The sequence below is a fragment of the Demequina sediminis genome, assembly GCF_030296675.1.
Classification (GTDB): domain Bacteria; phylum Actinomycetota; class Actinomycetes; order Actinomycetales; family Demequinaceae; genus Demequina; species Demequina sediminis.
On sequence record NZ_AP027736.1, the window covers coordinates 1,774,801 to 1,800,142 of the forward strand.

25 protein-coding genes are annotated in these 25,342 nt (G+C 71.9%); 9 read left to right on the top strand and 16 right to left on the bottom strand.

The genetic code is table 11. The annotated features are described in order from the left end of the window. Positions 1 to 245: 245 nt before the first annotated feature. The 4 genes from QUE44_RS14150 to QUE44_RS09035 form a co-directional block, all read right to left on the bottom strand. Entirely contained in the window at positions 246 to 776 is a 531-nt protein-coding gene (locus QUE44_RS14150; protein WP_350226822.1) for a hypothetical protein, read from the bottom strand. Beyond that, on the bottom strand, positions 773 to 1,804 hold the full coding sequence (locus tag QUE44_RS14155; protein WP_350226823.1) for a DUF7059 domain-containing protein: 1,032 nt from the start codon (positions 1,802 to 1,804) through the stop codon (positions 773 to 775). The genes QUE44_RS14150 and QUE44_RS14155 overlap by 4 nt, the downstream gene beginning before the upstream one ends. A gap of 94 nt (positions 1,805 to 1,898) precedes the next feature. Next, the gene (locus QUE44_RS09030; RefSeq protein WP_286214190.1) at positions 1,899 to 2,321 is read right to left on the bottom strand and encodes a hypothetical protein; all 423 of its coding nucleotides are present in this window, start codon (positions 2,319 to 2,321) and stop codon (positions 1,899 to 1,901) included. Positions 2,322 to 2,444: 123 nt separating this feature from the next. Beyond that, on the bottom strand, positions 2,445 to 4,802 hold the full coding sequence (locus QUE44_RS09035) for a sodium-translocating pyrophosphatase (protein ID WP_286214191.1): 2,358 nt from the start codon (positions 4,800 to 4,802) through the stop codon (positions 2,445 to 2,447). 183 nt (positions 4,803 to 4,985) lie between these two features. Here QUE44_RS09035 and QUE44_RS09040 point away from each other — a divergent pair, with 183 nt between their 5' ends. Both QUE44_RS09040 and QUE44_RS09045 read left to right on the top strand, forming a co-directional pair. After that, positions 4,986 to 5,531 (top strand): sigma-70 family RNA polymerase sigma factor, encoded by a 546-nt coding sequence (locus tag QUE44_RS09040; protein ID WP_286214192.1) that lies wholly within the window; start codon positions 4,986 to 4,988, stop codon positions 5,529 to 5,531. A gap of 1 nt (position 5,532) precedes the next feature. After that, positions 5,533 to 7,299, top strand: a complete 1,767-nt coding sequence (locus QUE44_RS09045) for a hypothetical protein (RefSeq protein ID WP_286214193.1) — start codon at positions 5,533 to 5,535, stop codon at positions 7,297 to 7,299. A gap of 163 nt (positions 7,300 to 7,462) precedes the next feature. Here QUE44_RS09045 and QUE44_RS09050 read toward each other — a convergent pair whose 3' ends face one another. The 3 genes from QUE44_RS09050 to QUE44_RS09060 form a co-directional block, all read right to left on the bottom strand. Next, complete coding sequence (locus tag QUE44_RS09050; protein ID WP_286214194.1) at positions 7,463 to 7,909, bottom strand: hypothetical protein; 447 nt, start codon at positions 7,907 to 7,909, stop codon at positions 7,463 to 7,465. Positions 7,910 to 7,985: 76 nt separating this feature from the next. Beyond that, positions 7,986 to 8,219, bottom strand: a complete 234-nt coding sequence (locus QUE44_RS09055) for a hypothetical protein (protein WP_286214195.1) — start codon at positions 8,217 to 8,219, stop codon at positions 7,986 to 7,988. A 23-nt stretch (positions 8,220 to 8,242) separates the two neighbouring features. After that, complete coding sequence (locus QUE44_RS09060; protein WP_286214196.1) at positions 8,243 to 8,401, bottom strand: DUF4244 domain-containing protein; 159 nt, start codon at positions 8,399 to 8,401, stop codon at positions 8,243 to 8,245. A 130-nt stretch (positions 8,402 to 8,531) separates the two neighbouring features. Between QUE44_RS09060 and QUE44_RS09065 the strand changes: the two genes are divergently transcribed. Further along, the gene (locus QUE44_RS09065) at positions 8,532 to 9,359 is read left to right on the top strand and encodes an Rv1352/Rv1906c domain-containing protein (RefSeq protein ID WP_286214197.1); all 828 of its coding nucleotides are present in this window, start codon (positions 8,532 to 8,534) and stop codon (positions 9,357 to 9,359) included. A 44-nt stretch (positions 9,360 to 9,403) separates the two neighbouring features. Here QUE44_RS09065 and QUE44_RS09070 read toward each other — a convergent pair whose 3' ends face one another. The 3 genes from QUE44_RS09070 to QUE44_RS09080 are packed head-to-tail and all read right to left on the bottom strand — an operon-like array spanning position 9,404 to position 11,321. Beyond that, entirely contained in the window at positions 9,404 to 9,739 is a 336-nt protein-coding gene (locus tag QUE44_RS09070; RefSeq protein ID WP_286214198.1) for a hypothetical protein, read from the bottom strand. Next, entirely contained in the window at positions 9,703 to 10,257 is a 555-nt protein-coding gene (locus tag QUE44_RS09075; RefSeq protein ID WP_286214199.1) for a type II secretion system F family protein, read from the bottom strand. Before QUE44_RS09075 ends, QUE44_RS09070 begins: the two co-directional genes overlap by 37 nt. Next, entirely contained in the window at positions 10,254 to 11,321 is a 1,068-nt protein-coding gene (locus tag QUE44_RS09080; protein WP_286216741.1) for a TadA family conjugal transfer-associated ATPase, read from the bottom strand. The genes QUE44_RS09075 and QUE44_RS09080 overlap by 4 nt, the downstream gene beginning before the upstream one ends. Positions 11,322 to 11,465: 144 nt before the next feature. Between QUE44_RS09080 and QUE44_RS09085 the strand changes: the two genes are divergently transcribed. The 3 genes from QUE44_RS09085 (at position 11,466) to QUE44_RS09095 (ending at position 13,629) form a co-directional block, all read left to right on the top strand. Next, on the top strand, positions 11,466 to 12,263 hold the full coding sequence (locus QUE44_RS09085; RefSeq protein ID WP_286214200.1) for an HAD family hydrolase: 798 nt from the start codon (positions 11,466 to 11,468) through the stop codon (positions 12,261 to 12,263). Positions 12,264 to 12,357: 94 nt separating this feature from the next. Then, on the top strand, positions 12,358 to 12,522 hold the full coding sequence (locus QUE44_RS09090; protein WP_286214201.1) for a hypothetical protein: 165 nt from the start codon (positions 12,358 to 12,360) through the stop codon (positions 12,520 to 12,522). 147 nt (positions 12,523 to 12,669) lie between these two features. Next, positions 12,670 to 13,629: a hypothetical protein gene (locus QUE44_RS09095; protein WP_286214202.1), complete on the top strand. Its 960-nt coding sequence runs from the start codon at positions 12,670 to 12,672 to the stop codon at positions 13,627 to 13,629. A 20-nt stretch (positions 13,630 to 13,649) separates the two neighbouring features. Here QUE44_RS09095 and QUE44_RS09100 read toward each other — a convergent pair whose 3' ends face one another. Next, positions 13,650 to 13,925, bottom strand: a complete 276-nt coding sequence (locus QUE44_RS09100) for a hypothetical protein (protein ID WP_286214203.1) — start codon at positions 13,923 to 13,925, stop codon at positions 13,650 to 13,652. Positions 13,926 to 14,087: 162 nt separating this feature from the next. Here QUE44_RS09100 and acs point away from each other — a divergent pair, with 162 nt between their 5' ends. Further along, on the top strand, positions 14,088 to 16,379 hold the full coding sequence (gene acs, locus QUE44_RS09105) for an acetate--CoA ligase (RefSeq protein WP_286214205.1): 2,292 nt from the start codon (positions 14,088 to 14,090) through the stop codon (positions 16,377 to 16,379). 211 nt (positions 16,380 to 16,590) lie between these two features. Here acs and QUE44_RS09110 read toward each other — a convergent pair whose 3' ends face one another. From QUE44_RS09110 to QUE44_RS09130, 5 genes are all read right to left on the bottom strand, one after another. Continuing rightward, positions 16,591 to 17,682 (bottom strand): ABC transporter ATP-binding protein, encoded by a 1,092-nt coding sequence (locus QUE44_RS09110; RefSeq protein WP_286214206.1) that lies wholly within the window; start codon positions 17,680 to 17,682, stop codon positions 16,591 to 16,593. Further along, positions 17,679 to 19,280 (bottom strand): ABC transporter permease, encoded by a 1,602-nt coding sequence (locus QUE44_RS09115; RefSeq protein WP_286214207.1) that lies wholly within the window; start codon positions 19,278 to 19,280, stop codon positions 17,679 to 17,681. The genes QUE44_RS09110 and QUE44_RS09115 overlap by 4 nt, the downstream gene beginning before the upstream one ends. A 3-nt stretch (positions 19,281 to 19,283) precedes the next feature. Further along, positions 19,284 to 20,348 (bottom strand): iron ABC transporter substrate-binding protein, encoded by a 1,065-nt coding sequence (locus QUE44_RS09120; protein ID WP_286214208.1) that lies wholly within the window; start codon positions 20,346 to 20,348, stop codon positions 19,284 to 19,286. Between the two features lie 353 nt (positions 20,349 to 20,701). Continuing rightward, entirely contained in the window at positions 20,702 to 21,529 is an 828-nt protein-coding gene (locus QUE44_RS09125) for a phosphatase PAP2 family protein (RefSeq protein WP_286214209.1), read from the bottom strand. Positions 21,530 to 21,574: 45 nt separating this feature from the next. Further along, the gene (locus QUE44_RS09130) at positions 21,575 to 21,832 is read right to left on the bottom strand and encodes a hypothetical protein (RefSeq protein WP_286214211.1); all 258 of its coding nucleotides are present in this window, start codon (positions 21,830 to 21,832) and stop codon (positions 21,575 to 21,577) included. A gap of 103 nt (positions 21,833 to 21,935) precedes the next feature. Here QUE44_RS09130 and QUE44_RS09135 point away from each other — a divergent pair, with 103 nt between their 5' ends. Both QUE44_RS09135 and QUE44_RS09140 read left to right on the top strand, forming a co-directional pair. Then, positions 21,936 to 24,185 carry an RNA degradosome polyphosphate kinase gene (locus QUE44_RS09135; protein WP_345379854.1) on the top strand — a complete coding sequence of 750 codons (2,250 nt, stop codon included), beginning with the start codon at positions 21,936 to 21,938 and terminating at the stop codon, positions 24,183 to 24,185. After that, the gene (locus tag QUE44_RS09140; protein WP_286214213.1) at positions 24,182 to 25,153 is read left to right on the top strand and encodes an NUDIX domain-containing protein; all 972 of its coding nucleotides are present in this window, start codon (positions 24,182 to 24,184) and stop codon (positions 25,151 to 25,153) included. Before QUE44_RS09135 ends, QUE44_RS09140 begins: the two co-directional genes overlap by 4 nt. The last annotated feature ends 189 nt before the right edge of the window (positions 25,154 to 25,342 follow it).

Here is a 25,342-nt window from a genome sequence, read left to right on the forward strand (position 1 = left end):
TCCTACGGGCATGGCGAACGCCCGGACGCGAGGCGCCCGTGCGTCGAGAGGGGTGAAGGTTGAGACCGCATCGCAGGACCCACCGTGGCGGTCAAAGACCCCGGGTTCTCCGGGGCCGGCTGCGAACGTCGATGTCACGTTCTCCACGCTACGTCGCACCCCGGGACCACGGTCCCGGACCAGGGTCCCGAGTCTGGTGAGGCCTCCGTCAGGGCCTGACCAAGGCCCGGCAAAATGGGGCCGAACTACGCGAGAAAGCCGTCCTTGACCAGCTCGCGAATCGCGGGCACCAGTCCCGCGACCATGCGGTCGGACTCGACGTCCAGCAGTGCCGCGAGCGCGTGCGCGATCTGCCCCGCGGTGAGGTCCCCGTCGCACGCGCCCACGAATCCCGCGAGCGCGGTGTCCATCGACACCGAGCGCCCCAGCCCCGCGCCCTGGCGCAGCAACAGGTGACTGGGGTCGGCCTGCAGGACCGGGCCGTAGGACTCGCGGGTGACGTCGGGCGCCGCGGTCCATGCGGTCGCGAGCACGTCCCCGTCACTCATGGCCGCGACGCGGTCGTGAGCGGCAAGGGCGTCCACGAGGTAGGCGCCAAAGGGCTCCTGCAGCGCTCCCTCGTGCTGCTCAAGCCTGCGCAGGGTCGGCGTCCCCGACACGGGCCGGCGCAGCAGCACCATACCGAAACCCACCGAGCGCACGCCGCGCGCGTCGAAGTCCTCGAGGTAGGCCCGGTAGGCGGCCTCGAACTCGGCGCGCCCGCGCTCGGGGATCACGCCGGCGTCCCGCAGCCACGTCTCGGCATACTCCGCAGCGTCCAGCCTGTCGCGCTCGATGACCCACGCGTCGAGCGGTCGACCGGCCGCGGCGGAGGCATCGAGCCACGCCTCCAGCCCCTCCGACCAGTCCTCGCCGCGCACCTCCCAGTTGCCCAGCAGCTGAGCGACGCCTCCCGGCGCCAGCACGCTCCCCACGCGCGACACGAGCCCCGCCACGATCCCGTCGCCCGCCTCGCCGCCAGCGCGATACTCGAAGGCGGGCGCCCCGGGGGCGTGATGACGAACGGCGGGTTCGACACCACCAGGTCGAACTGCTCCCCCTCGACGGGGTCGAGCATCGACCCCTCGCGCAGGTCCCACGGGGTGTCGAGCGCGGCGGCGCCGAGCGCCTCGGCGTTGAGGGCCTGGTTGAACGCGGCGAAGGCCAGCGCGCGGCGCGACACGTCGGTCGCGACCACCTCACGCGCGTGTAGCGAGGCATGCAACGCCTGCACCCCGCACCCCGTCCCCAGGTCCAGCACGCGGCCCACCGGCGTGCGCATCGTCATCCCCGCGAGCGTGAGGGACGCGCCGCCGATCCCGAGCACGTGATCCTCGCGCAGCCGCGCGCCGGTCACGGCCTCGCCGCGATCCGACGCGACCCACCAGCGTGCCTCTCCCCCGGCCCCGACCGCCGCGTAGGGGCGCAGGTCGACCAGGGCGCGCACGGCATCGTCCCTTCCCTCGCCCGCCGTCTCGATCAGGCCGGCCTCGACCGCTCCCGCGGTGCCCACGCCCGGCAGGGTGCGATCGAGCTCGGCGCGCGTGACCGCGTCGCCCAGCAGAAAGAGCCGGGTGAGGACGGCCGCCGGGAGGGACGATGCCCTGGCCGCGAGGCGCGCGGGCAGCACCTGTTCGCGCGCGAAGGCACGCGCGGCGCGCTCGCCGATCACCGCCTCGACCGAGTCGACGGTCCAGCCCTCGAGGGCCGCGCGCAGGGCGCCGGCGGAGGCGGGCGTGAGGGTGGGGACGAGTCGCGGTGTCACGGCTCGAGGCTAGCGCGGCTCAGCCGAGTCGCTCCGAGGTGAGCAGCGCGCGGCCCGTGGCGCCCTTCCCGCCCCCGCCCACCGTTCGGGACACTCAGGACTCCGCGTCTTCGATCGCCACGGTCGCACCCCGGGCCTCGAGCACGGCCGCGACGTCGCGCGCGGAGTCGCGAGAGAGGCCGGAGAAGACCGTCAGCGACTCTGCCCGCCGCATCGCCTCGAGGAGGATGGTTGCCGACGGACTCTCCTGCTCCTCGCGGATCGCCTTCACGACCTCGATCGCGCGCGGCCGCCATGAGATCACGGCGATCTGGGAGGACCCAGGCTCGCGCCCTGGCGATGTCCTCTCGGCGTCGGGCCCCACGAATCGGCGCACCGTGCCCGGGAGCGCGAGCAACGGAACCCAGAAGAGCAGCCACCACACCCAGGTCGGGACACTCTCGGCTAGAAGCGAGACAAGCCCGGCCCACACCACGAGGGCGCCAAGGACGATGCCCCAGAGCGCCCAGCGATGCATGGCTCGAGACTAACGCGTCGCAAAATCCGATGCGCTAAGGCCCATTCGGGCTCGAGAATCGCAAAATCCTATGCACGAAGCGAGAGAGGTGAGTCGCCGCGCGGGCTATCCCTCGTCGGCCCGTCAGCCCTCGCCAGCCCCGCCCACGGGAGCGTCGTGCGCCGCGTCCCGGGACTCACCCCGTGCGACGCGCCCGGCCTCCTCGGCCGCCGCGGCATCGGCCTCGCTCGCGATCCCGCCCTGATGCGCGCGACGCGACGCCGCGACCACGGCGCCCACCGCGACCAGCCCCGCGACCCCTGCCACCAACGCGCGCAGCCAAGCGTTCGCATCGTCGCCGTAGGACAGCATCACGACGGCTGGCGCGATGAGCAGCGCGACCAGGTTCATCACCTTGATAAGCGGATTGATCGCGGGCCCCGCGGTGTCCTTGAACGGGTCACCGATCGTGTCGCCAATCACCGTGGCCTCGTGCGCGGGCGAGTTCTTGCCGCCATAGTGGCCGTCCTCGATGATCTTCTTCGCGTTGTCCCACGAGCCACCCGAGTTCGCCAGGAACACCGCCATGAGCACGCCCGTGCCGATCGCCCCAGCGAGGAATCCCGCGAGCGCCCCGATGCCCAGCGCGAAGCCCACGAAGATCGGCGCCATTGCCGCGAGCAGCCCGGGAGTGGCGAGCTCGCGCAGCGAGTCGCGCGTGCAGATGTCGACCACCCGCCCGTACTCCGGCCGCTGCGCGCCGGTCATGATCCCCGGCATCTCGCGGAACTGGCGCCGCACCTCGAACACGATCGCGCCCGCCGCGCGCGTGACCGCGTCGATCGCGAGGCCCGAGAACAGGAACACCGTCGCGCCGCCGATGATCAGTCCCACGAGCGTGAGCGGGTGGATGATCTCGTAGGAGAACGATGCCGCGGTCGCCGCGGCGTCCGACAAGGCCTGGGTGACGGCGTCGGAATAGCTGCCGAACAGGGCCGTCGCCGCGAGCACCGCGGTCGCGATGGCGATGCCCTTGGTGATGGCCTTAGTCGTGTTGCCCACGGCGTCGAGGTCGGTCAGCGTCTGCGCGGCCTCCTCGTCGACCTCTCCGGACATCTCCGCGATGCCCTGGGCGTTGTCGGACACCGGCCCGAATGTGTCCATCGCGACGATCACGCCCACGGTAGTGAGCAGTCCGCAGCCCGCGAGCGCCACGAGGAACAGCGCGAGCGGCACGGACCCTCCCGCGATCGTGAACAGCACCACGATCGCCCCCGCGATGACCGTCGCGGTGTAGACCGCGGACTCGAGGCCCACGCCGATCCCGGACAGCACCACGGTGGCCGCTCCCGTCAGCGAGGACCGTGCCACGCGCTTGGTGGGGCGCGAGGCGGTGTCGGTGAAGTAGCCGGTGAGCCACAGGATCAGCCCCGCGAGGCCGATCCCGACGAACACGGCGAGCGTCGCGACGATGCGCGGGTCGCCGTCCTCCCCCACGAGCGATCCCCCGGTGAGGCCCGCGAAGGTCGACGGCAGGTAGACGAAGGACGCGATCGCGGCGAGCACCGCGCCCACCGCGGCCGACGTATAGAAGCCGCGATTGATGGCCGCGAGGCCGGGCTCGGCGCCGCGGATGCGCGTGATGAGCACGCCGAGCCCCGCCACGAGAGCGCCGATCGCGGTCACGATCAGCGGGAACACCAGCCCCTGCTCGCCGAACGCCGCCTTGCCCAGGATGAGCGCGGCCACGAGCGTCACGGCGTAGGACTCGAAGAGGTCCGCCGCCATTCCGGCGCAGTCGCCCACGTTGTCGCCCACGTTGTCCGCGATGGTCGCGGCGTTGCGCGGATCGTCCTCGGGGATGTGCTGCTCGACCTTGCCCACCAGGTCCGCCCCCACGTCGGCCGCCTTGGTGAAGATGCCGCCGCCCACCCTCATGAACATCGCGAGCAGCGCGGCCCCGAAGCCGAATCCCTCCAGCACGGCCGCGGCATCGTCCCGATACAGGAAGACCACGGCCGCCGCGCCACCCAGGCCCATGCCCACCACGGACATGCCCACCGCGCCGCCGGTGCGGAACGCGATGCGCGCACCCTCGGTGCGCCCTCCGGCGCGCGTCGAGGCGGACGCGACGCGCACGTTCGCGCGCACCGCGAGCCACATGCCCATGTAGCCGATGGTCGCCGAGCATCCCGCACCGAGCAGGAAGAACATCGACCGCCCCACGCGCACGCCGGTGTCGCCCGGCAGGAGGAAGAGCAGCGCGAACACCACGGCGGCGAAGAGCGCGAGGGTACGGAACTGGCGGCTGAGGTATGCGCTCGCGCCCTCCTGGACCGCGGTCGCGATCTCATTCATCTTCTCGGTGCCCGCCGGTGCCTTGAGCACCTGGGCGCGCAGCAGCCACGAGGCGAGCAGCGCGGCGGCGGCGATCAGTCCGATCACCACGACGATGGTCAGGCTGCCGGAGGTGACCTCTACGGCGGCACGGGTCGCGTGCATACGTCCTCCTCGACGTCCTCCCCGGCACGACCTCGTTGTCGCGCCCGCAAGGGGTACCAGGCCACTCTAGGGGACGATGCTCGGGCGGGGCCGGGTGACGCCCCAACGTTTCACCCGGGCCAAGCGTCGACACTGCAGGACCGGGAAGACGGCACGGGCGGGACCACGGCGAAGGGGCGGGGCATGAGCGACTGGCGCGACGTGATGGCGCAGCTCGTGAGGGATCGCGAGCGCGCGCTGCTCGGCTACGCGTACCTGGTGTGCGGCGACCGCGTGGTCGCTCAGGACCTCGTGCAGGACGCGCTCGTGCGCACGTTCTCGCGTCCGCGGCCGGGGCTGACGTCGCTCAAGGCGGAGGCCTACGTCCGCCGGGCGATCACCACGGTGTACGTCGACGGCTACCGGCGCGAGCAGCGATGGCGCCGCGTGTCTCACCTGTTCCGGCCCGCCGAGTCCGGTCCCGACCCGCTCGCGGGCGTCGAGGCGGGAGCGGACGTGATCGAGGCGCTGTCCACGCTGACCCCGCGCGAGCGGGCCTGCGTGGTGTTGCGCTACTTCGACGACCTCACGGTGCCTGCGATCGCGCAGCACCTGGGCCTCGCGCCCGGCTCAGTGAAGAGGTATCTCCACGATGGTCTCGGCCGGCTCGAGCTGCTGCTCGGCCCGGTCGAGGACGCGCGTGGTGACGAAACCGCCGACGTGATGCGTCGGCAGACGAAAGGCGACTGACATGGTCAAGCTCTCCGATGCGCTGCGTGGCGCCGCGGACCGCGCTCCCCTCGACGGCCTCGCGGTCGACGCCGGGCGTGCCCGCCGACGCGTGTCGGCCCAGCGCGGGCTGCGCGCCGGCGCGAGCGGCGTCCTGGGCGCGGGCATGGTCGCCGTGTTCGCGGTGGGCGTGGTCGGCCCGGGGGCCGGCACCGTCGCACTCGACGCGCCCGAGTCCGGCGGTGCCGGCGGGCGCGAGGGGGCGATGACGTCCTCCGCTGAGGACGCCGCGGGCAGCGCCGCGGGCTCCTCGCTCGCGTGGGGGATGTGCGGAGAGCCGCTGCCCGCGATGCCCGAGATCGCGGGGCCGGTGACGCTCGCGACCTCGCTCGCTGCGGACGAGGTGTCCGGGGAGTCGGTCGAGGCGACCGTCACGACCGTCGCTCTCGGCGATGGCACCTTCGAGACCTTCGGCCTCGACGGGGTGATCCTCTGGGACGGGCTCGTCGTGGGCACGCTCGGGGGATCGGGCGACGATGCCGTGGCGGCCGAGCCGACCACGCTCGAGTTCGCGGCAGGCGAGGAGACGACCACCAGCCTCACCGTGCCGTTGGTCAACTGCTGGGACGGTGCGGCCCTCCCGGCAGGCAAGTACGAGCTGGTGGTGACCGAGGAGCTGTGGGCGGTCGCGACCGAGCCGGTCGAGCCGGTCGAGCCGAGCGCGACGCCCACGGAGGAGTCGACGGGGGCCGGATCCGCCGGTTCCGGGATCGCGTCGGGTGGCGGCGCACGCGTCGTGGCACCCGCCGTCGGATTCGCGGTCGCGGGCGATCCCGTCGAGGACCCCTTCGGCGCCTACCTGGGCGCACCTGTCGAGCCGAGCCCGGTCGACCCGCAGCCGCCCGTCGCCGAGCTCCCCGACGGCGCGCTCAACCCGCTGATGGCTCGCGACATGTACCTCGCCGGGCTCACGGGCGCCTGGGACATGGCTCCCGGCTCGCAGCGCTGGCTGGTGTCGAGCGACTCGCGCGGCGAACTGGGGTCCGCCTGGTACGGATGCGGATTCGAGGGCGACGGGACCTTCCCCGCCGAGTCCTCCGTCATGGACCTGTTGGGTGTCGAGGTCGACGCGCCGTCCGCGATCGACGTGAGCTACGGATGGATCGTCGAGGGCAACCCCGAGCTGACCGCGCGCGTCACCAACACCTCCGAGTGGGACCTCACCGACTTCTGGGGTCGCGACTCGGTGCAGCTGGTGCTGGTGCGCGACGGCCGCGTGGTGGCCGAGGGCTATCCCGTCGACCCCGACATGGGCCGCGGCGACATGGCCGCGCAGGCCGAGGCTGACGCAGCGGCGATGGCGTCGGGCGATGCCGCGATGACCAGCTTCCCCGCTCCCGAGACCAGACTCGCCGCGGGCGATTCGGTGGGCGGCACGTACCTGTGGCGCGACGTCAGCGGATGCTGGGGAGAGTCGGGTCAGGCTGAGGTCACGCCCGGCACCTACACGCTGCTCGCGATGCACTACCTGTCCGTGGGCGGAGGCATGGTGATCATGGAGGACGTGCCCCAGGCGCTTCCCCGTGAGGACTTCACGGAGCCCTCTCCCGCCGACGGCGCGTTCACGGACGGCTCCGCCGGCTCGCTCGGGGATGCGCCCGTGGACCTGGGCAGTGGGCTCGACCGTGAGGCGAGCGGTAGCGATGCGGCGATCCTTCCGGCACCCGAGTCGTACGACGCGGTCGACTTCCAGGTGTGGACCGCGCTGGGCGAGATTCGGGTCAGCTAGACCCCTCGCACGGCGATGTGAGGCTGTGGAATCTGTCACATTTCGCGCCTGAAGGCCACGAAATGGCCGTCGAGGTGGTGGCATAGGTGTCTGGCCCCGTATTGAATCGGGGCATAGGCGCCGCGAGGCGCCGCGCTGGATTTCCTGACAGCGGCACGATCCCTCAGCCGTCCGCTTTCAGGAATGACGTCGGCGGCGGTCCGAATCCCCTCAGCTCGGGCCGCCGCCGACAACCTTCCAGCGCGGGCCGCCGCCTCCTCCCGTCCCGCGCGACCGACACGGTCACGTCGCCGTCCATGCTCACGTGGCAGCCGTGCAGGATGCCACCCGCGCGCGCCGCCGCCTCCGCGGCCACCGCACACACCTGCGCCGGGCTCGCCGGCTCGGCACGGGCCTGCCGCGCACGCGCCTCGATCGCTCCCGCGAGTGCGGCCCCGTCCGCGGCGCCCTGCGCCGCCGCCTGCCTCACGACCAGACCCGCCATGGTCGCGACCGTGATCACCGCGACCATCACCACCGCGGCGACGCCGAGCGCGAGCACCGTGCCCGCCCCGGCATCGTCCTGCCGCGCCCGGCCGTGCCGCGCCCGGCCACGTTGCGCCGCACGCATCGTCACCCCACACCCGGCTCGAGCGGGAGCGACGCCCGCGCGACGCGCTCTCCCCACGGCCAGCCCAGGTCGAGCGTCACCGTGACGTCGACCCACCCCCACCGCGGTCGACCCCCACGCGCGCCCCCGCCCCCGCGACGCGGGACGCGGCCGCCAAGGCGGCGTCATCCCCCGCGATGGCACCCGCCCGTGCGCCCGCGACCGCGGCCGCGGGGAGCGCTGTCCCCACGGCCGCGACCCGCACGCCCGCCAACATGGCGGCCAGCAGCAGGACCACGGCGGGCAACGCGAGCGCGAGCTCGACCGCCACGGATCCACGGTCCCGTGACACGCTCAACCGCCGAGCGCGCCGCGGAGGATGTCGAGCAGCAGCTCGCGCACCTCGGTCGACTTGAGGATGACCACCAACAGGCCCGCAAAGCCCGCCGCGGCCACCGTGACGAGTGCGTACTCGACGGTCGCCATCCCCTCGTCGTCGTAGCGGTGTTCCATGCCCTTCTCCCTTTCTCTCCGGTCCCTCCACGCTCCCTGGCGAGGCAGGGCCCGGCCAGGCCCCCACACGGTTCCGTGCATGGGCGCATCTTGCGCGGGGGTTGGGGACATCACGCGCTACCGTGTGCCCATGCTGGTGGGGCGCGTGACGATAGCGATAAGTGCGGTGGCCGTGGTCGCCCTGACGGGATGCGGTGGGGATCCCTCGACTCTCGACGGAGGTCAGACGCGCCTGCCGACAGCAGCCCCCGAGGAATCTCCCCGTCAGGCGGCAGCACGCCCCGCGGCCGTCGACCCTGTCAGCGGTCTCGCTGTCGAGTTTGACGACTTCGTCGTGACGGGTGCCGACCCGGGGCTGGAGGCGCTCACGGTCGTCGCGGGCGTCGATATCTCGCCGGGGACGTATCGCACCGATCCGCTGACGATCGAACCCGACGGCAGCCGCGGACTCCTCTTTGACCACTCCTGTGTGTGGGGACTGCGCGAGGGCGGTTCCAGCGGCTTTGAGGGAGTGCTTTCCGTAGGAGAGAACGACGCGGGACGCCCCACCATGACCATCGCCGAGGGCCAGGAGTTCTCCTCCAAGCGCTGTGGACGGTGGTCGCGGGTCGATGAGGACGCGCTCTTCACGGCACCTGATGCAGCGCCCACGGAGATTGGCGACGGCATCTGGCTCGTGGGCGAGGACCTTGCGCCTGGCAGGTGGCGCGCACACTCCTACGGCAATCCCGATGATCCCGATGCATGGTGTGCGTGGGAGATCGACTCCCACTGGCGCGACTGGGAGGCAGAGATCCTCGATATGAGGATCGCCAACAAGGACGATCTCGAGACAGTCATCGAGACCGGTCAACAGTTCCGCTCCGATGGCTGCGGTGGGTGGACGCGCATCGGCGATGCGGCCCCCGGCGAAGGTGCGGGAGGCGTCGCCGTGGCGAGTCCGCCTCCTGCGGGCTGACGCCTCGAGAGTCGTTCTCCCCTCTGGCGGCACGGGCACGGCACCTAGGGCACGCCTGCGAACGCTCCGCCCATCACTGCCACGAGCAACGGCGCCAGGCCCACCGCAAGGAACGCGGGCAGGAGGCACAGCGTGAGGGGAAGCGCGACCCTTACTCCCATCTCCCCCGCGGCGATCGCGGCGTCAGTGCGGACCCGCCGCGCGGCGGAGACGGATACGGCCTCGAGCGAGGCCGCAGGACTTGCCCCGGCATCGATCGCCGGCGCGAGCGCGCGAGCGACCGGGAGCCACGCGGGATCGACCGCCGCGCCCCGAGTCGCCAGCGCCTCGAGACCCGGCTCATCTAGCGCCTGACCCACCTCGCGTAGCGCGTCTGCCACCGTGGACCCCGCCCCGAGAGCGGCCGCCACCAGGGCGGCGCCGGTGACCACGGCATCGGCCCCACCCCCGGCAGCCGCCGCCCCTCGACGATGCGCCGCGTCCACGCCCGCCCGGCCCACGTCAGCACCGCGCCTAGCGCGACCAGCACCCAGCCCACGGGCGTCAACGCGAGCACCCGAAGCGTCCGCACGTCCACGAGCGCCCCCAGAGCGATACCGACCAAGGGCAACCACAGCAGCACGCGCGCGCTGAGCCGCGGGCCGGCGAGGGCGGCCTCGCGCAGCGCCTGCGCCTCGCGTTCGTCGGCCGCGGTGCGCGCGAGCGTGAGCAGCATGGCGGCGAGGGGCGCACCGGTCCGCCGCGCGAGGTGTCCGGCCGCCGCGACCGCCCGGTCAATCGCCGTCGCGGGCGACTCGGGAGGGGTCACGCCCGCGCGCCGCCACGCCTCCTCGGCGGGCAGGCCCGCGCGCAGCAGGCCCACGACGCGCGGCAGCGACTCGTCCCAACCCTCTCTCACGCCGCGCTCCGTGTCGCCATGGCGCGCAGCGCGGGCCACGCGGGTCCGTAACGCACCCCCACCCCGGCCGCCTCCACGCCCGTCACCACGCGCAGCTCGTCACGGTCGGCCTCGACCACGCCCATCTCGGTCACGCGCCGACCCTGCGGGGCGCGCTCGACGTGAACCACCACCGCGAAGGCCGCGCGCGCCTGTGCCGCCAGCTGGGCGGGGGTGAGCCCCGCGAGCAGGCCCAGCGCCTCGAGCCGCGCGGGAATGGCCTGCGCGGAGTTCGCGTGCACCGTCGTGAGCGAGCCGCGGTGGCCCGTGTTCGCGGCGGCCAGGACCTCCCGCAGCTCCGCGCCCCGGCACTCCCCCAGCACGATCCGATCGGGCCTCATGCGCAGCGCCTCCCTCACAAGTCGCGCAAGTCCCACGCCCCCCGCCCCCTCGACGTTCGGACGCCGCTCGACCAGCCTCACCACATGCGGATGGGCGGTGACGATCTCGCCCGCCTCCTCGATGAGCAGGATGCGTTCGCCGGGGTCGGCGAGCGACAACAGCGACGCGAGCAGCGTGGTCTTGCCCGCACCCGTCCCGCCCGAGATGAGGATCGGCACGCGGGCCGCCACCAGCCCGGACAGCAGGTCCGCGGTGTCGGTCGTGAGCGTCCCGCGGGTCACGAGGTCGCGCATCGACAGCGGCGACGCGCGCACGCGACGAAGCGAGATCGCCGCGCACGACTCGGCGATGGGCGGCAGCACGGCGTGGAGCCGCGTGCCATCGGGGAGCCGGGCGTCGACCGTGGGCTCGGCGTCGTCGAGCCGCCTGCCCGCGCTCGCCGCGAGCGCGACCGCGAGCGCGCGCACCTCCTCCGGCCCGCCGAGCATCACCGGCGCGCGCTCGAGGCCTCTGCCCCTGTCCACCCACACGCGATCAGGGGCGTTGACGAGCACGTCCGTCACGCCCGGCATCGCGAGCAGCGGAGCGAGCCGGCCCGCGGGGTCGGGACGCGAGGCGGCTGTCTCTGCGCCGGCTGTCTCTGCGCCGGCTGTCTCGGTGCGCGCTGTCTCGGGGTCGGGCATCACCGTTCGACCGTCGCACTCCGCCCGAGCCCACGCCACGACGAGGCCCTCGACCGTGGAGGACACCGTCCCTCGGAAGACCCGTGGGCATCGGCCGCGCCCGCGCCCGCCGCACCGTCATAGCTCCCCGTTAGGCTGGTCCGCATGGACGCCTTCGGACCGCGGCGCAGCGCGGCCTTCTTCGACCTCGACAAGACCATCATCGCGAGGTCCTCGTCGATGGCGTTCTCGCGCTCGTTCTACGAGGGCGGACTCATCACGCGCACCAAGGCGCTGCGCACCGCGTTCGCGCAGTTCCTCTTCGAGGTGGGAGGCGCGGACGAGCGCCAGACCACGCGACTGCGCGACGCGCTCTCCGAGCTCATCGCGGGCTGGGACGTCGCGCACGTCGACGCGATCGTCGCCGAAACCCTCCACGAGCACATCGACCCGATCGTCTATCAAGAGGCGCTCGACCTCATCCGCCGTCATCAGGCCAACGGCCGCGACGTCGTGATTGTCAGCGCGTCGGCGGCGCAGGTGGTCGAGCCGATCGCGGAACTGCTGGGAGCCGATGCCGTGGTCGCCTCCCGCATGGAGGTCGAGGACGGTCGCTTCACGGGCGAGATCTCGTTCTACGCGTATGGCCCGGCGAAGGAGGCCGCGATCCGCGAGCTCGCCGCCGCGCGCGGCTACGACCTGCGCGCCTCGTACGCCTACTCCGACTCGATCACGGATGCCCCGATGCTCGACGCCGTCGGCCACGGCTTCGCGGTCAACCCGGACCGCACGATGCGCCGCGCGGCTCATCGCCACGGCTGGGGCGTCCTCACGTTCAAGCGACCCGTGGGTCTGCGGTCGAGCAACGCCACCCGGCCCGCGATCGTCGCCGCGATCGCGGTGGGAGCCGTCGTGGGCGTGTGGGCCCTTGCGGTGCTCGCGCGCCGCGACCGCGAGGCCTGACGAGCCCCCGCCCGGCACCCGGCCGCACGCCTGCAGTACAGTGGATAGCCGGAAACCTCCGGGCTAGGGCACCGGGCGGAACGAGGGACTCACCATGAACAAGGCGATCATCGCCGCGCTCGTCGGCGTGCTCGGCCTCGCACTCGGCTTCGGAGCGGGCTGGGTGTGGGACGAATTCAGCGGCGGCGACGCCGCGAATTCGACCGGCACCGAGGGCCCCTCGACCTCGACCAGCCCCTCCCCTGCGGCATCGTCCTAACCCGCGCCGGACGGCCGCACAAGACCCCACAAATGGGGCACCCCTGGTACGGGCGAGCCGCTCCGTCGGGCCCTTCTCGATGACGTATCCTCGGCACAGCCCCCTCGCGATGACGGAGGGCTGAGCCACCCCTTCCCGAGGACATCAATGCGCAAGATCCTGCTCACGCTCGCCGCCCTCACGATCGCGATCGGCTCGGCCGCGGCCGGCTGGTTCGGGGTCAAGGCGTGGCGCTCCTCGCAGGAGGCCCCGGTCGCGCAGCCCACGGTGTCGGAGTCCGCGCAGCCGAGCGGCGAGACCGTCGAACTCGCGTTCCGCGTCGCGGATGTCAACGCGTCCGTCGCGGACCTCTTCAGCCCTCCGGAATGCGGGGCCGAGTGGACCCCGCCCTCGTCCGAGGCGAACGGCGTCCTGCCCGCGGTCGACGCCTCGCTGCGCCAGGTCGCCGGCGTCGACACGGTGACCGTGGTACCGGGCTACACGACGCCCACCGCGGGGCTCGGCTTCCTCGCGAATGAGGGCGCGATCATCGTGACCAGGGACGATGTCGTGGTCACCCCCGAGTGGGGCGCCGAGTTCGTGCCCGAGTACTTTGTCGCGTCGCCGGGAGAGACGACCCTCACGCAGAACAACGTCGAGTTCACGGGCGCGACGCTGTGCGACGTGGCCGCCGAGCTCGCCGCGATCTGGGACGGCTTCGACTGGGGCACCGCGACGCCCGAGGAGATCGCCGCGAAGCAGGCCGAGACCGAGGCCTTCAACGCCGCGCACGAGACCCTGCCCGCGGGTGACTACAAGGTGTATCAGTGGTCGCCGATCGTGCTGGGCGAGCCGGCCGCGATCGCGCGCGTGCTCTCCGAGGAGGGCATCACGGGGCTTGCGGGTCTGCAGTACACGATCGGCTACACCTCGCTGTACCAGGACCCGCGAGTGCAGGAGCACTGCACGGATCAGACCGATGCCGAGGGCAACCTGCTGTCGCGCAACTGCGACGTCCCCGCGGACGTGCTCGCCGAGATCCTCACGCGCGACGTGCCCGTCGAGTACATCGCCGATATCCCGCCGGCCGTCGCGTTCTCGCTCGCGGCCGAGTTCACGGTCGAGTAGCGCTCAGCCGCTCGTGGTGCTCAGCCGCTCTTGCGGCGGAACTCCTTCTGACCGTGGGCGGCACCGTTGCCGTGCAGGTGAGCGCTGGGCCCGGTGGTGTTGCCATGGACGCCGCTGCTGTGCGAGCTGCTGCCCGCCGCCTCCGCCATCACGGACTGCGCGTCGCCATCCTTGACGGCCGCGAGGAACGCCTGCGCCGGCTCGTCCTTAAGCATCTTCGCGAGCCGACCGTGATGGAAGATGTGCACCTCGCCGTTGGTGCGGGTGCGGTAGTCGTAACCTTCGGGAGCTGACATAGGCCCAGGCTCGCACGTGGCGGCGCGAAAGGCGAACGCAACCAGGGCATCGTCCCCCGCGGCGCGGCGCCCACGCGGCCGCCCGGCCGCGCCACCCCGCGATCTACCAGCCCTTCTAACAAAGGGTTCCGCGCCAGGGACCAAGGTCCTAGGCTGGCCCGCATGGTCAACGTCGCCCATACTCTCGAGAACCTGCACACCGAGCGCCGCACCTTCAAGCCGCCCGCCTCCTTTGCGGCCCACGCGAACGCCACGAGCTATGAATACAAGAAGGCCGGAGTCGACCGGCTCGAGTACTGGCGCGAGGCGGCGCTGCGTCTGTCATGGAAGACCCCGTTCACCGAGATCCTCGACTGGTCCGACGCTCCCGTGTCGCGGTGGTTCCACGACGGGACCCTCAACGCGTGCGACAACGCCGTCGACCGGCACGTCCGCGAGGGCCGCGGGGATCGCGTCGCGTTCCACTTCGTGGGCGAGCCTGGGGACACCCAGACGCTCACGTACGCGGACATGCACGTGCGCGTCCAGCAGGCCGCCAATGCGCTCGTGAGCCTGGGGCTCACCAAGGGCGACCGGGTCGCGATCTACCTGCCTCAGATCCCCGAGGCCGTGGTCGCGATGCTCGCGTGCGCGAGGATCGGGGCGATCCACTCGGTCGTGTTCGGCGGCTTCAGCACGGAGAGCCTGCGGCAGCGCATCGACGACGCCGAGGCCAAGCTGGTCATCACCGCGGACGGCGGCAACCGCCGGGGCCAGCACCTCGCACTCAAGCCCCTGGTCGACGAGGCCCTCGCGAGCCACGGCGAGGGCTCGGCGCACCCCGGCGTGTGCGAATCCGTCGAGCACGTGCTGGTGGTGCGTCGCACCGGCCAGGACACCGCGTGGGTCGAGGGCAGAGACGTCTGGTGGCACGATGCCGTCGATCACCAGAGCGCCGAGCACGAGCCCGCGTGGGTCGAGGCCGAGCACCCGCTGTTCATCCTCTACACGTCCGGCACCACCGGCACCCCGAAGGGGCTCTTCCACTCGACGGGCGGCTACCTGACCGGCGTCGCGCACACCCACAGGATCGTGTTCGACCTCAAGCCCGAGTCCGACGTCTACTGGTGCACCGCGGACGTGGGATGGGTCACTGGCCACTCATACATCGTCTATGGGCCCATGACCAACGGGGCGACCCAGGTCCTCTACGAGGGCACTCCCAACTCCCCGCACGAGGGCCGCTGGTGGGAGATCGTCGAGCAGTACAAGGTCACGATCCTCTACACCGCGCCCACCGCGATCCGCACGTTCATGAAGTGGGGCGAGACGATTCCGAACCAGTACGACCTGAGCTCGCTGCGCCTGCTCGGCAGCGTCGGCGAACCCATCAACCCGGAGGCGTGGATGTGGTACCGCCGCGTGATCGGGGGCGACCGCTGCCCCGTGGTCGACACGTGGTGGCAGACCGAGACCGGCGCGATCATGATCTCGCCCCTGCCAGGCGTGACGGCGTCCAAGCCGGGCAGCGCGATGACGCCCGTGCCTGGCATCAGCATCGACGTGGTCGACGATGCCGGGCGTCCGGTCGCGAACGGCGAGGGCGGCTACCTCGTGGTCACCGAGCCGTGGCCCTCGATGCTGCGCGGCATCTGGGGCAACCGCCACCGCTACGTCTCCACGTACTGGAATCACTTCGACGGGCTGTACTTCGCCGGCGACGGCGCGAAGAAGGACGTCGACGGCGACCTGTGGCTGCTGGGCAGGGTCGACGACGTCATGAACGTCTCGGGCCATCGCCTCACCACGACCGAGATCGAGCACGCGCTGGTCGCACACCCGTGGGTCGCGGAGGCGGCGGTCGTGGGAGCGGCGGACGAGGTCACGGGTCAGGCGGTGGTCGCCTTCGTGATCGTGCGCTCCGACGCCGACGGCATCCCCGCCGACGGCGACGAGGTCGCGTCCGCGTTGCGCGAGCACGTCCGCAGGCAGATCGGGGCGCTCGCGAAGCCGCGCACCATCCTGGTGGTCGCGGAGCTCCCCAAGACGCGCTCGGGCAAGATCATGAGGCGACTGCTGCGCGACGTCGCGGAGCACCGTGAGGTGGGTGACGTCACGACCCTCGCGGACTCGTCCGTCATGGACGCGATCCGCTCGGGGCTCGAGGGGGCGCGGGAGACTGACCTGGGCCCGCTTGCTCCCCCCGCACTCCCCGCACCCAGCGCGGCTCCGCCACACGGAATCACGGCTCCACCACACGAGCATCGGCGTGTCGCCGGCGTGTCGCGCGCGTACGAGCCGCTGAGGGCCGATGCCCGGGGCAACCGTGTGGCGCAGCCGTGGGCTTCGAAAAGGGCGAGGGCGGATGCCCGGGGCAACTGTGTGGCGCAGCCGCGGCTCCGCCACACGGAATCACGGCTCCGCCACACGAGCATCGGCGTGTCACCGGCGTGTCGCTCTCACGGGGACCGCTGAGGGCTGATGCCCGGGGCAACTGTGTGGCGCAGCCGCGGGCTTCGGAAAGGGCGAGGGCCGATGTCGGGCGCAGGTGTGTGGCGGAGCCGCGGGCTTCGGGGCGGGGCGAGGGCCGATGCCCGGGGCAACCGTGTGGCGGAGCCGCGGGCTTCGGGGCAGGGTGGGGCGGGGCGAGGCGAGGCGAGGTGGGAGGGGCGGGCGAGGCGCGAGACTAGCGCGCCGCGAAGGCGATGCCCGGCCGGGTGACGGACACCCGCACCTCGGCATCGGGCCGGATGTGGTGGACGCCCAGCACGCGAGCCTCGATGGGCTCGTCGAGGCCCGGCAGGTCCAGGGTGACCACGGCGTCGTGGCCGAAGTAGGCGACGTGGCGCACGAGCGCGACGGTCCCGGCATCGGCCCCGGCATCCACGCTGGCATCCGCGACGCCGCCCAGGCCCTCCCCCACGGGCGCGAGCGTGAGGTGCTCGGGCCTGATTGCGAGCTCGACGGCGTCACCCTCGCGGGCGACCTCCCCTGCTCCCAGGTGCGCGGGCACGTCGCCCAGCGCACACTCGACCGCATCGCCCCGCCACGCGCCCGGAAGCACCACGGCTCCGCCCACGAACTGCGCGAGCCAGCGCGAACGAGGCTCTTGGTAGATCTCCTCGGGCGGACCCACCTGCACGAGCCGTCCCTGGTCGAGCACCGCGACGATGTCAGCCATCGACAACGCCTCGTCCTGATCGTGAGTGACGAGTACCGCAGTGGTGCGCGCGCGCCGCAACACCTGACGGATCTGGGCGCGGACCTCGGCACGCAGGGACGCGTCGAGCGCGGAGAACGGCTCGTCGAGCAGGATCACGTCGGGCTCGGGCGCAAGCGCGCGAGCGAGCGCGACGCGGTGACGCTGCCCGCCGCTCAGTTCACCCGGCATGCGGTGGGCGAGGTCAGCGAGCCCCACCATCTCCAAGAGCTCGTCGGGCCGGGCACCGCCGCGCTGCGCGCGCGGCAGGCCGAACGCAACGTTGGCGCGCACGTCGAGGTGTGGGAACAGCGCCGCGTCCTGAGGGACGATGCCGATCCTCCTGCGCTCGGGCGGCATCGCCACCCGGGGTCCGGTGAGGACCCGCCCGCCCACGACGATCGCGCCCTCGAGCGGTGCATGCAGCCCCGCGATGGTCCGCAGTAGGGTCGACTTTCCGGAGCCCGAGGGCCCCAACACGGCGGCGAAGGCGCCCGATGGGACGGTGAACGAAACCCCGTGGAGCACGGGCGCGCCGTCGTACGCGGCGACCACCTTGCGCACCTGCAGCTCGCTCACGCCGCCTCGCCCCTCTCCCTGACCGTGGCTACCGCGTCCCTGGTGAGGAGCACGGCCGGTCCCGCGGCGACCGCGACCAGGACGAGCGCGTAGGGTGCGGCGGCGCCGTAGGCCGCGCTCTCGGTGAGTCGCCACAGGGACGTCGCCAGCGTATCCGTGCCCGTGGGGCGCAGCAGCAGCGTCGCGGGCAGTTCCTTCATCGCGGTGAGCGCGACCAAGAGCACGCCCGCCCCGATCCCCGGCCAGGCGATCCTTGCCGTCACCCTGGACCACACCGCGGCCCGCGTCGAGCCGAGCGAGCGCGCGACGTCCTCGAGGCCGGGCTCGACCTGGTCGACGCTCGCGCGCACGGCCCCCACAGCCTTGGGCAGGAAGAGGACGCCGTACGCGAAGGCGAGCATCCACGCGGTCTGGTACAGCGCGGGGACCACCGCGAGCGAGAAGAACACGAGCGACAGGCCCACCACGATGCCCGGCAGCGCGAGTCCGACATAGCTCGCGGACTCGAGGGCGGCCGAGACGCGCGAGCGGTAGCGGGACGCGAGCAGGCCGATCGGCAGCGCGAGCGCGAGCGCCACGAGAGCGCCACCCGCGGCGAAGCCCACCGTCGTGGCGGCGTCGCCGACCAGGTCCGCACCGTCCACGCTCGTCGCGGTTCCCGCGCGCCCGAGCAGGTACCTCCCGAGCGCAAAGCCCGGAACCGCGACGGCACCCACCGGCACGGTGGCGAGGGCGAGCAGCACCGGGACCCTCCATCGGCCCAGGACCACGGGAGTGCGCGGCGCACGCGACGCGACCGACGACCCATGCCGGGCGTGAGCGCCGCGCAGCCGGCGCTCCGCCCACACGAGGGCGATACCCATCGCGGCCAGCACCGTGGACAGCGCGGCGGCGAGCGTGCGGTCGAACTGGCTCGTGTACGCCGAGTGAATCGCCCACGTGAAGGCCTCGAAGCGCATGAGCGCGACCGCGCCGAAGTCGCTGAGAACGTACAGCGCCACAAGAAGCGTGCCCGCGAGAGCGGCGGGCCGGATCTGCTGCCAGGTCGCCTCGAGGAACGCGCGAGCGCGGCTGCGGCCCAGGGTGCGCGCGACGTCCTCGTGCGCGGGATTGGACAGCCGCAGGGCTGCGAGCGTGGGCAGCGTGACGAGCGGCACGTTGCAGACGGTGAGCACCAGGAACGCACCCCAGAACCCGCGAACGGGGGTGAGCGCGACCCAGCCGAATGCCGCGACGTAGGACGGCACCGCGAGCGGCAGCGTCGTGACGACCACCCAGGCGCGACGTCCGCGAAGGTCCGTCGCGCTCAGCAGCCACGCGGTCGCGACGCCCACGACCAGGCATGCCGCCGCGACCGCCGCGGTGAGGCCCACCGTCGACACGGCCAACTCCAGGGTGCGTGGACGCACCAGCGCGGCCAGCACGGCATCGGCATCCGCACCCAGCACCCTGATGAGCAGGTACACCAGGGGGATTGCCGCGAGTCCCGCGGCCACCGTGGCCGATGCCGTGAGCACCGCCCGCGCGACGGACGCGCGCGCACGGGGGCCGGGCCGTCGCGGCCCGACCCCCGTGCGCAGCGTCGCCTGGCGGGACACGGGTTAGAGCAGACCCGTCTCCGTGAGGAGCGCGGTGGTCTCGCCCAGGGTGTCGAGGTCGGACAGGTCAAGCTCGGGGTTGGTGAGGGTGTCGAGGGCGGGCAGGCCCTCGGGTGCCGTGACGTCACCCGCGAGCGGGTACTCGAAGGTCTGGTCCACGAAGTACTGCTGGCCGGCGTCGGAGACGAGGTACTCGATGAACTCGAGAGCGTCGGCGTCGTTCGCGGCGCCGGAAAGCAGGCCCGCTCCGGTCACGTTGACGATCGACCCGGCGTCGCCGGCCTCGGGGAAGGACAGCTGCGCGCGCATCGCGCCCTCGCCCTGCTCCGCGAGCGCGCGGAACCAGTAGTAGTGGTTGATGAGGCCGATCTGGATCTCACCGGCCTGCACCGCCTCGAGGATCGCGGTGTTCTTGGGGTAGATCTGCGCGCCGCCCGCGACCAGTCCCTCGAGCCATTCGCGCGCGACGTCCTCGCCCTCAAGCACGCGAAGTGCCGTCACGAAGGACTGGAAGGAGGCGTTGGACGGCGCGATGCCCACCTTGCCCGCCCACTCGGGCTCAGCCAGGTCGAGCACCGAGCTCGGCACCTCGTCCGCGGTCAGCGCCTCGCTGTCGTACGCGAGCACACGGGCGCGGCCCGTGACGCCCACCCACGACGCATCGGTGGACGTGAAGCCGGCCGCGACGGTGTCGGCGATTTCGGCGGGGAGGGTCGTGAACAGGCCCGCCTTGGAGACGGCGCCGAGCGCACCGGCGTCCTGCGACAGGAAGACGTCGGCCGGAGTCGCGTCGCCCTCCTCCTGGAGCAGCGCGGCGAGCTCGGTGGTGCCGGCGTAGCGGACCTCGACCTCGATGCCGGTCTCCGAGGTGAACTGGTCGAGCAACGGCTGGATGAGCTCCTCCTCGCGTCCCGAGTAGAGCGTCAGCGTGCCGTCGGCCTCCGCCGTCGGTGCCGCGGTAGTCGAGCCGCTCGGGGTCGCGTCGCCGGACTCGTCGCCGCCCGCGCAGGCGGTCAGGGTGACGGTGGCGAGGAGCGCGATTGCGCCGAGCGTGCGGACGTGAGCCATGAGTTCTCCGAGGGGTAAGGGGAGGTGGGGTACGCGGGGAGCGTAGCCGCGATTTTCGCGACGCGCCAGTCACGTATTTGGGTGAGCGGTCACAGTCCGCAGTACCGACACCCGGTGCCACCAGGCATGATGAAGATTGCGCCACGCCGTGCCGCCTCAACCGTTGCCGAGCCGCGGCTGACCCCCTACACTGATCAACGGCGACGGGCTGGACTACCGGCCTTGAACGCTCACAGACGTCCCCGGGAGGGGGCGGCCGCGGTGCCCCCAGCGCGGCCGCCCGCCCGGGGCACCTGTGTTTCTGGGCCCTGACGGTTCTCGGCACCGACGCCCACCACCGCCCGTGCGAGCCGCTACTGGCTCCGGGCTCCCTCGTCTTCCTCGCGCGACGCTGGCGCATCGTCGTCGTCCTCATCCCATCGGGCGGCGAGGTCCTCCTCGTACGTGCCCACCGCGTCACCCGAGGTGCGTGCGAGCGGCGTCGACCGTGCCGGTGGGTCACGGTGTTCGAGGGCGAGGTCATGCCAACGCTCCGCCCCCACGACCACCCCGAGCACGACGACCGCGACGCATGCGCCGGCCAGGACATCGGTCAGGAAGTGGAAACCCAGGTACATGCGGCTGAAGGCGACCGTCGCGATGATGAGGACCGAGGCGGCCGACCACAGGGAGAGGCGCCACGAGGCCTGCGCGTCGTCGTGCCACAGCAGGTAGCTCACCACCAACACGAGGGTGGTCGCGCCGATCGTATGCCCCGAGGGGAACGAGTACGTGGTCTCGTAGCCGGGGACCACCATGAGCGTCGCGTCGGGGCGGTCGCGGCTGATGAGGTGCTTGAGCAGGTTGGACAGCCCCGTCGACAGCAGCATCGCGCCCACGAGCAGGGCGGGATGCCACCAGGACTTGGTGACGCGCCACCACACGAGCGCGATCACGGCGACGATGATCGGCAACACCAGGGAACCGAACATGTTGGTCACAAACGTCAGCACCGTGGTGAGCGTGTCCGTGCGGTTGTCCGCGAGCCACTCGACCAGCGGCTGGTCGAACGCGGACAGGTACTCGCCCTCGTTCACGCTCTCGAGCAGGAGCGCGAATCCGCCGGCACCCAGCAGGATGAGCACCACGGCGGGCCACAGGGCGAGGACGGCTTCGGACGGTCGCAGGCGGGGGCTGGTCATGCGGTCCACCCTAAACGCGGATGCGACAATCGCGCCGTGCACCGCCTAACGACGGATCCCGCCACGCCCGACGTCGCTGCGCGCGACGAGGCCGGCGCGTTGTTCGGGGTCGGCGCCCTCTCCCGGCTCGATGCGCAGCGACACGTCCTCGACCCCGATCACGTTCCCGAAGTGCTCGGTGAGGCCCACGGTCTCGATCGCGGGGTGGCGGTCATGACGGTCCCTTCCGGGGGCCGCGCCGCGCGGCCCCGAGCGGCGGGGCGAAGGCGAGCCGGGCATCGTCCACGCCCACCCTTCGATCATCTCGAATCCCGGTGCCGCATGCCCACCGGAACCCGGCGTCTCCCGCGCGAGGGAGTGCGGACGGGGCTGGCACCAGGGGTGCGCGCATGCAAGCATGGGCACCATGTCCGAGAGCCTCGACCTCAACGACGCCGCACCGGCGTCCCCGCCCGCCCCGCACGAGCACCCCAGCGTCGAGTCCGAGGAGACCTACCCGCTCCCGACCGTCGCATTCGAGGAGGACGAGTCGCCGTCACCCCTGCCCGAGGACCGCTACCTCGACAGGGAGCTCTCGTGGCTCGCGTTCAACGAGCGCGTGCTGGAGATGGCAGAGGACCCGCAGACGCCGCTGCTCGAGCGCGCGCGCTTCCTCGCAATCTTCGCCTCCAACCTCGACGAGTTCTTCATGGTGCGCGTCGCGGGCCTCAAGCGGCGCATCGCCGCGGGCTTCGCGGTGCCCGCCGCGACCGGCATGAGCGCGTCGCGTCAGATCGAGGCGATCATCGAACGCTCGCACGAGCTCATGGACCGCCACGCCGAGACCTTCGAGGACCAGGTGCGGCCCGCGCTCGCCAACGAGGGCATCCAGTTGGTGCGTTACGACGCCCTCGAGGACCCCGAGCAGGAGCGCCTGCGCAAGCTGTTCCGCTCGGACATCTTCCCCGTGCTCACGCCGCTCGCGGTCGACCCCGCCCACCCGTTCCCGTACATCTCCGGGCTGTCGCTCAATCTCGCGGTCGAGATCCGGGACCCCGACACCGGCAAGGACTACTTCGCGCGCGTCAAGGTCCCCGAGACGCTGCCGCGCTTCCTGTCCGTCGACGCGGCGGGCCACGTGGGGCAGGTGACCGATGCCGCGGCGCTGTCGGACGAGCCGCGCAGCTTCGTGCCGCTCGAGGACGTGATCGGCGCGCACCTCGACTACCTCTTCCCCGGCATGGAGGTGATCGACCACTACACGTTCCGCGTGACACGCAACGAGGACGTGGAGGTCGAGGAGGACGATGCCGAGAACCTCCTCAAGGCGATGGAAAAGGAACTGCTGCGGCGCCGGTTCGGCCCCGCGGTGCGCCTCGAGGTCGCGGACGACCTCCCTCCCAAGATCCGCGAGCTGCTGGTGCGCGAGCTGGGCATCACCGACAACGACGTGTTCCACCTGCCCGCGCCGCTGGACCTCACCGGCCTGCACGTGATCGCGGACCTCGACAGGCCGTCGCTCCAGTTCGCGCCGTTCAGGCCCACGACGCACCACAAGCTCGCGCCCGTCGAGACCGCCGACGAGCAGAACGTGTTCGACGCGATCAGCCGCTCCGACGTGCTGCTGCACCACCCGTACGACTCGTTCTCGACGTCGGTGCAGGCCTTCCTCGCGCAGGCCGCGGCCGACCCGCGCGTGCTCGCGATCAAGCAGACCCTGTACCGGACCTCGGGCGACTCGCCCATCGTCGACGCGCTCATCGAGGCGGCCCACTCGGGCAAGCAGGTGCTTGCGCTGGTCGAGATCAAGGCGCGCTTTGACGAGAAGCGCAACATCTCGTGGGCGCGCAAGCTCGAGCAGGCCGGCGTGCACGTCGTGTACGGCCTGGTGGGCCTCAAGACGCACTGCAAGCTGTCCCTCGTGGTGCGCCAGGAGGACGAGGGACTCCAGCGCTACAGCCACATCGGTACCGGCAACTACCACCCCAAGACGGCCCGGCTCTACGAGGACTACGGACTGCTCACCAAGGATCCCGACGTGGGCGCCGACCTTACGAAGCTGTTCAACCAGCTCTCGGGCTACGCACCCAAGGCGAAGTTTCGCCGCCTGATCGTCGCGCCCACCGGCGTGCGGATGGGCCTCATCGAGCGCATCGACAACGAGGCCCGCAACGCCGCCGCGGGCAAGGAGGCCTGGGTCAAGATCAAGGTCAACTCGATCGTGGACGAGAAGACCATCGACGCGCTCTACCGCGCGGCGCGTGCCGGCGTGAAGGTCGACGTCAACGTGCGCGGCATCTGCGCGCTGCGTCCGGGAGTGCCGGGGCTGTCCGAGAACATCCGCGTGCGCTCGATTCTGGGCCGCTTCCTCGAGCACTCGCGCGTGTACGCGTTCGCGAACGACGGCTCGCCGGACGTGTTCATCGGCTCGGCCGACCTCATGCACCGCAATCTCGATCGCCGCATCGAGGCGCTCATCTCGGTCAAGGAGCCGCAGCAGATCGCGAACCTCATCGAGAACATCGACATGGCGATGAGCGATCACGTGATCGGGTGGGAGCTTCACGAGGACGGCTCGTGGGGCCGCACGGTGACGGACGGCAACGGCACCCGTCTCAAGGACCTGCAGGAGATCTATATCCGGCGTCAGCCGAAGCGCAGGATCAAGGGCAAGTGAGTCACCACCCCGAGGGGACGGTCGTCGCGGCCGGGGCCATCGTGTGGCGCGTTCGTGACGGCGAGCTCCAGGTCCTGGCCGTGCATCGTCCCCGCTACAACGACTGGTCGTGGCCCAAGGGCAAGCTCGACCCCGGAGAGTCGCTGCCCGAGTGCGCGGTGCGTGAGGTCGCGGAGGAGACCGGCAAGCAGATCGAGTTGGGCCAGCCGCTGCCGACCATCCGCTATCCGATCGGCGAGAAGCAGAAGGTCGTGAAGTACTGGGCCGCGCAGGTGCTTCCGCACACCTCGCCGTCCCTGCGGGGCCGCAAGCCGGTCAAGAGCACCGCGAAGCACGAGATCGACCGGGTGCGCTGGCTGCCCGTGGGCGAGGCGCACAAGATCATCACGTTCCCCGATGACCTGCGCCCGCTCGACGCGCTGATCGACGCGTACGCGGCGGACCGGCTCGACACCAGGCCGTTCATGCTCGTGCGGCACGCGCGCGCCAAGCGCCGCAAGGCGTGGCGACTGCCCGACAACCGCCGTCCCCTGACCCGCAACGGGGTGGGTCGCGCGCTCGATCTGGTTCCGCTCATCGCGTGCTTCGGGATCACCAAGGTGGATTCCTCACCCGCCAAGCGGTGCCTCGACTCGGTCAAGCCGTATGCCGATGCGATCGGCACCACGGTGCGCACCCACGATTCCCTCACGGAGACCGGCCACGCGGAGCGGCCTCTCGACACGGCGAAGACCTTCACCGCGCTGTTCCGCAAGACCTCGCCCCGCGCGGTGTGCGTGCACCGGCCCACGCTGCCGACCATCGTCGAGATGCTGCGCGCCGCGGTGCGGCCGTACACGCGCGGAGCCTTGCCGCGGAAGAACCCGTATCTGCCCGCGGGCGGAGTGCTGGTCGCGCACGTCGCGGACTGGGAGTCGGGTCCCGTGGTGGTCGCGGTGGAGACCCACCTGCTGCGCGTCCACGTCTGACACGGCGCCGGGCTTGGGGCTCAGGCTCCGGATTCGGCGCTGACGCGCGGGACCTCAAGGGGAGAAGCGACGTCGGACCGGGAGCGCCAGTCGGCGCGAAGGCCGCTCGTGGCGGCTTGTGTTGGAGCCCGGGGCTACCGCGGTCCGACGTCGACTCCACCATACGCCCTCGGGGACGCGCGAGTCTCC